Source organism: Kitasatospora sp. NPDC057542 (assembly GCF_042801945.1).
GTDB lineage: Bacteria > Actinomycetota > Actinomycetes > Streptomycetales > Streptomycetaceae > Kitasatospora.
Genome location: NZ_JBHVFE010000398.1, coordinates 1 through 8,439 on the forward strand (window position 1 = coordinate 1; position 8,439 = coordinate 8,439).

7 protein-coding genes are annotated in these 8,439 nt (G+C 71.5%); 5 read left to right on the forward strand and 2 right to left on the reverse strand.

Annotation, left to right across the window (positions count from 1 at the left end; translation table 11 throughout):
* Positions 1-19 precede the first annotated feature (19 nt).
* Positions 20-1,105 (reverse strand): C40 family peptidase, encoded by a 1,086-nt coding sequence (locus tag ACFU7Y_RS34135; RefSeq protein ID WP_224274222.1) that lies wholly within the window; start codon positions 1,103-1,105, stop codon positions 20-22.
* A gap of 444 nt (positions 1,106-1,549) precedes the next feature.
* Between ACFU7Y_RS34135 and ACFU7Y_RS34140 the strand changes: the two genes are divergently transcribed.
* The 3 genes from ACFU7Y_RS34140 to meaB are packed head-to-tail and all read left to right on the forward strand — an operon-like array spanning position 1,550 to position 6,633.
* Entirely contained in the window at positions 1,550-3,418 is a 1,869-nt protein-coding gene (locus tag ACFU7Y_RS34140; RefSeq protein ID WP_380770689.1) for a methylmalonyl-CoA mutase family protein, read from the forward strand.
* The gene (scpA, locus tag ACFU7Y_RS34145) at positions 3,415-5,634 is read left to right on the forward strand and encodes a methylmalonyl-CoA mutase (RefSeq protein ID WP_224280733.1); all 2,220 of its coding nucleotides are present in this window, start codon (positions 3,415-3,417) and stop codon (positions 5,632-5,634) included. The genes ACFU7Y_RS34140 and scpA overlap by 4 nt, the downstream gene beginning before the upstream one ends.
* A 12-nt stretch (positions 5,635-5,646) precedes the next feature.
* Positions 5,647-6,633, forward strand: coding sequence for a methylmalonyl Co-A mutase-associated GTPase MeaB (gene meaB / locus ACFU7Y_RS34150; RefSeq protein WP_380770690.1), 987 nt, complete (start codon positions 5,647-5,649; stop codon positions 6,631-6,633).
* On the opposite strand, the gene ACFU7Y_RS34155 is transcribed toward meaB, so the two are convergent.
* A complete protein-coding gene (locus ACFU7Y_RS34155) occupies positions 6,564-7,112 on the reverse strand; it encodes an ATP-binding protein (RefSeq protein WP_224280735.1) in 549 nt (182 codons plus the stop codon). The two genes, meaB and ACFU7Y_RS34155, sit on opposite strands and share 70 nt — an antisense overlap.
* Positions 7,113-7,303: 191 nt before the next feature.
* Between ACFU7Y_RS34155 and ACFU7Y_RS34160 the strand changes: the two genes are divergently transcribed.
* Positions 7,304-7,630: a putative quinol monooxygenase gene (locus tag ACFU7Y_RS34160; protein WP_224280736.1), complete on the forward strand. Its 327-nt coding sequence runs from the start codon at positions 7,304-7,306 to the stop codon at positions 7,628-7,630.
* A partial coding sequence (locus ACFU7Y_RS34165; RefSeq protein ID WP_380770691.1) for a helix-turn-helix domain-containing protein occupies positions 7,627-8,439 on the forward strand: 813 nt, incomplete at its 3' end. The genes ACFU7Y_RS34160 and ACFU7Y_RS34165, both read left to right, overlap by 4 nt.

Genomic DNA, 8,439 nt, shown 5'->3' on the forward strand with positions numbered 1-8,439 from the left:
GGCCACCGGAGGCGTGCGGTCAGGCCGGCCGGACGGCGCCCATGTAGGGCATCGCGGAGATCGGTAGGACCTCGATGTTCTTGCCCGTGCGCGGGGCGTGGATCATCTTGCCGTCGCCGATGTACAGGCCGACGTGGTGCAGGTCGTCGTAGAAGAAGACCAGGTCGCCGGGCTGGAGGTTGGCGCGGTCGACGTGCGGGCCGTCCTTCCACTGCGCCTCGGACGTCCGGGAGATCGTGACGCCCGCGGCGCGGTAGGCCTGGCTGGTGAGGCCGGAGCAGTCGAAGCTGGCGGGACCGTTCTTGCCCCAGCCGTACGGCTTGCCGAGCTGTGCCTGGGCGAACGCGATGATGGTGCCGGCCCGGCCACTCGCCGACGGCACCGGGGCGTTCATGTCCGGGCGCTCGGCGCCGCGGGAGGCGCGGTCCTTGGCGGCCGCGGCGGCGGCCTGCTGGGCCTCGGCCTTGGCCTTCTCGGCGTTCTGCTGGGCGTTGATCTTGGCCCGGTCCTCGGCGCTGAGCTTGTTCAGCATCTCCTGCGCCTGGGCCAGCTTGGTCTGGATGTCCTTCTTCTGCTCCGCCAGCTGCGTGCCCACCGAGTCGAGCGCGGCCAGGGTGGCGGTGGCCTCGGCGCGGTCCTGGTCCAGCTTGCGCTGCTCGTCCTGGGCCTGCTTGAGCAGGCTCGCCTGGGAGTCGGAGACCTGGTTCTGCACCGCGGCGCGCTCCAGGTAGGCGGACGGGTCGGAGTCGAGCATCAGCTGGACCGACGGGTCTATGCCGTTGGTGCGGTACTGGTCGGCGGCGACCGCGCCGAGCCGGGTCCGCAGTTCGTTCATCGCCTCCTGGCCGCGGGCGACCTTCTCCTGGATCTGGTTGGCCTCGCCCTGGAGCTTCTGCTGCTTCGCCTGGAAGCCGTTGTACTTCTCGATCGCCTGCTCGGCGTCCTCGTTGAGCTGGTCGACCTGTTCCTTGACGGAGGCGAGGCTCGGGGCGGGCTCGGCGTGGGCGGTGCCGGAGGCGAGGACCGCGCCGCCGGCCGCCATGGCCGTGGTGAGGACTGCCATGCGGGCCCGGCTCGGGGGGCTGGGCTTGCGACGCTTTCCCATGGCGGTCGCTCTCCTTCGGGGGAATCTGGGGACGGTCCGGACCGAGCCGGGGGACGGCTCGGCCGGGGCCGGGGACGGCGAAGGCGGGCAGGGCGAGCAACGGGGGGGTGCTGCCCCGCCCACCTTCTTCGAAGTAACTTAATAGATGAGGGGCCGGGTTCCGCAATCCCCCTGATCATGACGTTTTGGCAGCATGACGGGACATCGATCGCGTTCCGCGCCATCGGCGTTGATCGGACGCCGCCCACCGCCGCCGACGGCGGGGACGCACCCGCTCGGCCCCGCAGACCACCCGTCACGACACCTCCTCCGGCCCCGGGTGTCACCACCCCGACGCCCGTGGCACTCCCCCTCCCGGGCAGTGCTCGAAATCGGCCGAATCGAGGGAAAGGTCACACGGGATCCCCCTCCTGCGGCCCTGCGAACGAGCGCTAACCTGCGCACATGAAGGTCCCGCCCGAAAGGCTCCCCCTCGCCGCCGAGTTCCCGGCCGTGCACCGTGAGCAGTGGCAGCAGCTCGTCCAGGGTGTGCTGCGCAAGTCCGGTGCCCAGCCCGAGGACGGCCCCGCCGCCGAGCAGGCGCTCACCACCCGGCTCCAGGACGGGCTGAGCGCCCGCCCGCTGTACACCGCCGAGGACACCGCCGCGGACCCGGGCTACCCGGGCTTCCCGCCGTTCGTGCGCGGCGGCCGGCCGCAGGGCTCCGCCGTGGCCGGGTGGGACGTCCGCCAGCGGCATGCCGACCCGGACCGCCGTCGCACCAACGAGGCCGTGCTGGCCGACCTGGAGCACGGCGTGAGCTCGCTGTGGCTGGAACTGGGCGGCGCGGGCCTGCCGGTGGAGGCCCTGCCCGAGGCGCTGGCCGGGGTGTACCTGGACCTCGCCGCCCTGGCGCTCGACGCCGGACCCGAATTCACCGATGCCGCCGAGCAGTTGTTCAAGCTCTACGAGGAGCGCGAGGTCTCCCCCGGCGCCGCCGCCGGCAACCTCGGCGCCGACCCGCTGGGCCTCCAGGCCCGAACCGGCGAGAGCACCCGCACCGAGGCACTGCTCGCCGAGGCCACCACGCTGGCCGCCCGCTGCGCCGCCGGGTACCCGGGCCTGCGGGCGCTCACCGTGGACGCCCTGCCGTACCACGAGGCCGGCGCCTCCCCCGCCCAGGAGCTGGGCTGCTCGCTGGCCACCGGCGTCGCCTACCTGCGCGCCCTCACCGCCGCCGGGCTCCCGGTGGACGACGCGCTCGGCCAGCTGGAGTTCCGCTACGCCGCGGACGCCGACCAGTTCCTCACCATCGCCAAGTTCCGTGCCGCGCGCCGCCTCTGGGCCCGGGTCGCCGAGGTTTCGGGGGCCGGCGCGGCCGCCTCGGCGCAGCGCCAGCACGCCGTCACCTCCCGGGTGATGATGACCGCCCGCGACCCGTGGGTGAACATGCTGCGCACCACGGTCGCCTGCCTGGCCGCCGGAGTCGGCGGCGCCGACGCCGTCACGGTGCTGCCCTTCGACAGCGCGCTCGGCCTGCCGGACGCCTTCGCCCGCCGGATCGCCCGCAACACCCAGGCGATCCTGCTGGAGGAGTCCCACCTGGCCCGGGTGATCGACCCGGCCGGCGGCTCCTGGTACGTCGAGCAGCTGAGCGAGGAGCTGGCGCGGGCGGCCTGGGCCTGGTTCCAGGAGATCGAGCGGGCCGGCGGGCAGCAGGCCGCCCTGACCTCCGGTCTCGTCGAGGAGCGGATCGCCGCGACCTGGGCGGAGCGCTCGGTGCGGCTCGCCAAGCGGCGCGAACCGGTCACCGGCGTCAGCGAGTTCCCGCACCTGGACGAGCAGCCGCTGGTCCGCGAGCCGGCCCCGGCCGGCCCCGGCGGCGGGCTGCCGCAGGTGCGCCGCGCCGAGGCCTACGAGGCGCTGCGGGACCGCTCGGACGCGCACCTCGCGGCGAACGGCACCCGTCCGACCCTCTTCCTCGCCTCGATCGGCACCGCCTCCGCGCACACCGCGCGGACCACCTTCGCCGCCAACCTGTTCCAGGCGGGCGGCATCGCGACGGTCCCGGCCGAGTCCGTCGACCCGGCGGCCTTCGCCGAGGCGTTCCGGGCCTCCGGCGCGACCGTCGCCTGCCTCTGCTCCAGCGACGCCCTGTACGCCGAGCACGCCGCCCCGGTCGCCGAGGCCCTGAAGGCGGCCGGCGCCCAGCGGGTGCTGCTGGCCGGGCGACTCGCCGAAGTGCCCGACGGCGTGGACGAGTTCATCTTCTCGGGGGGCGACGCGGTCGCCGTCCTGACCTCCCTGCTGGACCAGATCGGAGCCGCTCGATGATCCCCGACTTCACCGGAATCGGGCTGGACGGCGGCGCCGCCGGCGTCACGGACAACGCAGGCGTCACCGACGACCAGTGGCGGGCCGCCTGGCGCCGGTCCACCGGCAAGGACGTCGACGAGCTGCTCTGGGACACCCCCGAGGGCATCGGCGTCAAGCCGCTGTACACCGGGGCCGACCTGGCCGGGCTGGACTTCCTGGAGACCTACCCGGGCATCGCCCCGTACCTGCGCGGGCCCTACCCGACCATGTACGTCAACCAGCCCTGGACCGTCCGCCAGTACGCGGGCTTCTCCACCGCCGAGGAGTCCAACGCCTTCTACCGCCGCAACCTCGCGGCCGGCCAGAAGGGCCTGTCGGTCGCCTTCGACCTGCCGACCCACCGCGGCTACGACAGCGACCACCCGCGCGTCACCGGCGACGTCGGCATGGCGGGCGTCGCCATCGACTCGATCTACGACATGCGCCAGCTGTTCGACGGCATCCCGCTGGACAGGATGTCCGTGTCGATGACCATGAACGGCGCCGTGCTGCCGGTCCTCGCGCTGTACATCGTCGCGGCCGAGGAGCAGGGCGTACCACCGGAGAAGCTTGCGGGGACCATCCAGAACGACATCCTCAAGGAGTTCATGGTCCGCAACACCTACATCTACCCGCCGCAGCCGTCGATGCGGATCATCTCGGACATCTTCGCGTACACCTCGCAGAAGATGCCCCGGTACAACTCGATCTCCATCTCCGGCTACCACATCCAGGAAGCGGGTGCGACGGCCGACCTGGAGCTGGCCTACACCCTGGCCGACGGGGTGGAGTACCTGCGCGCGGGCCTGGACGTGGGGCTGGACGTGGACGCCTTCGCGCCGCGGCTGTCGTTCTTCTGGGCGATCGGCATGAACTTCTTCATGGAGGTCGCCAAGCTGCGCGCGGCCCGGCTGCTGTGGGCCAGGCTGGTCAAGCAGTTCGACCCGAAGAACCCCAAGTCCCTTTCGCTGCGCACCCATTCGCAGACCTCGGGCTGGTCGCTCACCGCCCAGGACGTGTTCAACAACGTCACCCGCACCTGCGTGGAGGCGATGGCGGCGACCCAGGGCCACACCCAGTCGCTGCACACCAACGCCCTGGACGAGGCACTCGCCCTGCCCACCGACTTCTCCGCGCGGATCGCCCGCAACACCCAGCTGCTGCTCCAGCAGGAGTCGGGCACCTGCCGGGTCATCGACCCGTGGGGCGGCTCCGCGTACGTCGAGAAGCTGACCCACGACCTGGCCCGGCGCGCCTGGGAGCACATCCAGGAGGTCGAGGCGGCCGGCGGCATGGCCAAGGCCATCGACGCGGGCATCCCCAAGCTGCGCGTCGAGGAGGCCGCCGCCCGCACCCAGGCGCGGATCGACTCCGGCCGCCAGCCGGTGATCGGCGTCAACAAGTACCGGGTGGAGAACGACGAGCAGATCGACGTGCTCAAGGTCGACAACTCCTCGGTGCGCGCCCGCCAGGTCGAGAAGCTGCGCCGGCTGCGCGAGGAGCGCGACGAGGCTGCGTGTCGCGATGCGCTGCACGCCCTCACCCGGGCCGCCGAGGCCGGCCCGCAGCGCGGCGGCTCGCTGGACGGCAACCTGCTGCACCTGGCCGTCAACGCGGCCCGGGCCAAGGCCACCGTCGGCGAGATCTCGGACGCCCTGGAGAAGGTGTACGGCCGCCACTCCGGCCAGATCCGTACCATCTCCGGTGTGTACCGAGACGAAGCGGGCCCGTCGGCCTCCCTCCAGCGCACCCGCGACCTGGTCGAGCGGTTCGAGCAGGCCGAGGGCCGCCGTCCGCGCATCCTGGTCGCCAAGATGGGCCAGGACGGCCACGACCGCGGCCAGAAGGTGATCGCCACCGCCTTCGCCGACCTCGGCTTCACGGTGGACGTCGGCCCGCTGTTCCAGACCCCGGCCGAGGTCGCCCGCCAGGCCGTCGAGGCGGACGTGCACATCGTCGGTGTCTCGTCGCTGGCCGCCGGGCACCTGACGCTGGTGCCCGCGCTGCGCGCCGAACTCGCCGCGGCGGGGCGGGAGGACATCACCATCGTGGTCGGCGGCGTCATTCCGCCGCAGGACTTCGACGCCCTGTACGAGGCGGGCGCGGCGGCGGTCTTCCCGCCGGGGACGGTCATCCCGGACGCGGCGTACGACCTGCTGAAGTCCCTGGCGGCCGACCTCGGCCACGAGCTGTGAGATTTTGATCGCATGCCTCCGCGGACGATCGACCTCGACAGCTATGTGACGGGTGTGTTGGACGGCTCGCGCGCCTGGATCGCGCGCGCCGTCACCCTCGTCGAGTCCACCCGGCCCGACCACCGCGCGCTCGCGCAGCAGCTGCTCCGGCGGCTGCTGCCGCACGCCGGCGGCGCGGTCCGGGTGGGCATCACGGGGGTGCCCGGGGTCGGCAAGTCGACCTTCATCGACTCCTTCGGCACCATGCTGACCGGCCAGGGCCACCGGGTCGCGGTCCTGGCCGTCGACCCGACGTCCAGCCGGACGGGCGGCTCCATCCTGGGCGACAAGACCCGGATGGAGCGGCTGGCCGTCGACCCTGCCGCCTTCGTCCGGCCCTCGCCGACGTCCGGGACGCTCGGCGGGGTCGCCAAGGCCACCCGGGAGTCCATGGTGGTGATGGAGGCCGCCGGGTACGACGTGGTGCTGATCGAGACGGTCGGTGTCGGGCAGTCCGAGACGGCGGTGGCCGGGATGGTCGACACCTTCCTGCTGCTCAGCCTCGCGCGGACGGGCGACCAGTTGCAGGGCATCAAGAAGGGCGTGCTGGAGCTGGCGGACGTCATCGCCGTCAACAAGGCCGACGGCCCGCACGAGACTGATGCGAAGGCTGCGGCCCGCGAACTCGCGGGTGCGCTGCGGCTGTTGCAGGCCCCGGACGCGGCGTGGACGCCGCCGGTTCTCACGTGCAGCGGCCGCGACGGCGCCGGCCTGGACGTGCTGTGGGAGCGGTTGCAGCAGCACCGCAAGGTGCTGGACGCCACCGGCGCCCTGGCCGCCAAGCGCCGCGAGCAGCAGGTCGAGTGGACCTGGTCCATGGTCCACGACCAGCTCTACGCCCGCCTCCACGAAAACCCCGACGTGCAGCGACTGGCCCCCGAGGTGGAAACTCAGGTCCGCGCCGGCACCCTGCCGGCGGGCTTGGCCGCCCAACAGATCCTGGACACCTTCTTCGGCTGACCCGCAGTACGAAGACCGACCGCCGCGCCCCACCCGAACGTGGGGCACGGCGCTTCGCGGGTCTCGGGGTACTCAAACCACACCACCTTGCCCGTCACTGTCGGGTGCCACCCCCACACATCCGCGAGCGCCTCCACAAGCATCAGGCCACGCCCGCTCGTGGCCTCTTCCTCGCGCTCTCGACCCGGCAGCTCCGCGCCGCGGTCAGCCACCTCCACCCGCACCCGCCCGCTGTGCCAACGGATGGTGACGGCACACCGCTCCCCCGCGTGCACCAGCGCATTCGCAATCACCTCACTCGCGCACAACTCAAGCTCCTGAAGCGCGACTTCGGAGAGCGGCACACCCCACTCCCGCACGATCGCCACCACCAACCGCCGCGCCGTCGGCACGGCGCCGGCCCCCGGCGGCTCCTCCCACTCCAGCGGAACCGGAAACCGGGCGTTACTGAGCGGGCTGACGATCACGTTCCACCCCATGGCTCCTCCATCACTGCAGATGGACAGCGGCCGCCGACAGGCGGCAGCAAAAGGGGCGTCGATCCGTGGCAGTCCGCCACGGCAACGAAACAGAACGTAGTCGCAGAAAAACTGCGAGTCAAGAATCTCTGCGACTCTCAACTTTTTCGCCGCACCATGCGAGACTCAAGCAATCCAGGAAGGGGAGAACCATGGGATTCGGCCTTGTTGTGCGCTTCGTCGCCCGCGACGAAGCATCGGCCCACGCCTTCGACGAACTGGCAGACGAAGCACTCAACGGCATCCGCACTCACGAGCCCGGCACCCTCGTCTACGTCAACCACGCCGTACCGGACGAGCCTCACACGCGGATCTTCTACGAGCTGTACGCAGACCGCGAGGCCTTCGAAGAGCATGAGCGACAGCCTCACGTCCGCCGGTTCCTGACCGAACGCGCCCAGTACCTCGAATCGTTCGAGGTCACGTTCCTGAACGAGATCGCCGGCAAGGGCTCGTCCGTCGACAAGGCCGCCCGTTGAGTCCGGAGGAGCGGCGGGCCTTCGGCGCTCGCGTCGCACAGTTCCGCAAGAGCCGCGGCATGAGACAGGATCAGCTCGCCGCAGCCATCAATCGGACAGCCAGTTGGGTATCGCAGGTCGAGCGAGGCGTCCAACCAGTGGTTCGCCTCGATGTACTCCAACTGCTGGCGGACGGCCTCGGCGTGTCCGTGCAAGCCCTGCGCCCTGAGGTTCCGGCGACAGCCGCCAACCGTTCATCCACAGTCACGGACCAGTCCAACGACCTTGACCTGGCCCGGCTTTCGCTTTCAGGACACCCCGCACTTGACGCTCTGCTCGCTGTACGAGCTCAACCTGAAGCACCCGACGTCGCCGAGTTGACCGCCGACGTCGATCGGCTCTGGCAACTCACGCACAGTGCTCGGTTCGCCGAACTGAGCACAGCCATCACAGAAGTGCTACCGCGTCTGGAGAGGGCGGCACGTACCGCCGGCGGAGAGCCCGCCGAGGTCCACCTGCTGCTCAGCCAGGCCTACCAGGCAGTCGCAGCAGCCTTCGTCCGCCAAGACGAGGCCGACGCGGCGTGGGTCGCCGCCGATCGGGCGATCCAGGCGGCCGAGCAATCCGGTCAACCACTGCACGTCTTCGCCGGCATCTACCGGCTGGCCCATGTCTTCGTCCGGCTACGACGACTGGACCAGGCGGAGTACACGGCCGGGAGCGCCGTAACCGCCCTTCGAGCGCACATCCCGGCGACCGACCCGCCGCCGGAAGCCCTTTCGGTTCTCGGGTCACTGCATCTGGTTCTCGCGTTGGCCGCTGCCCGCAGC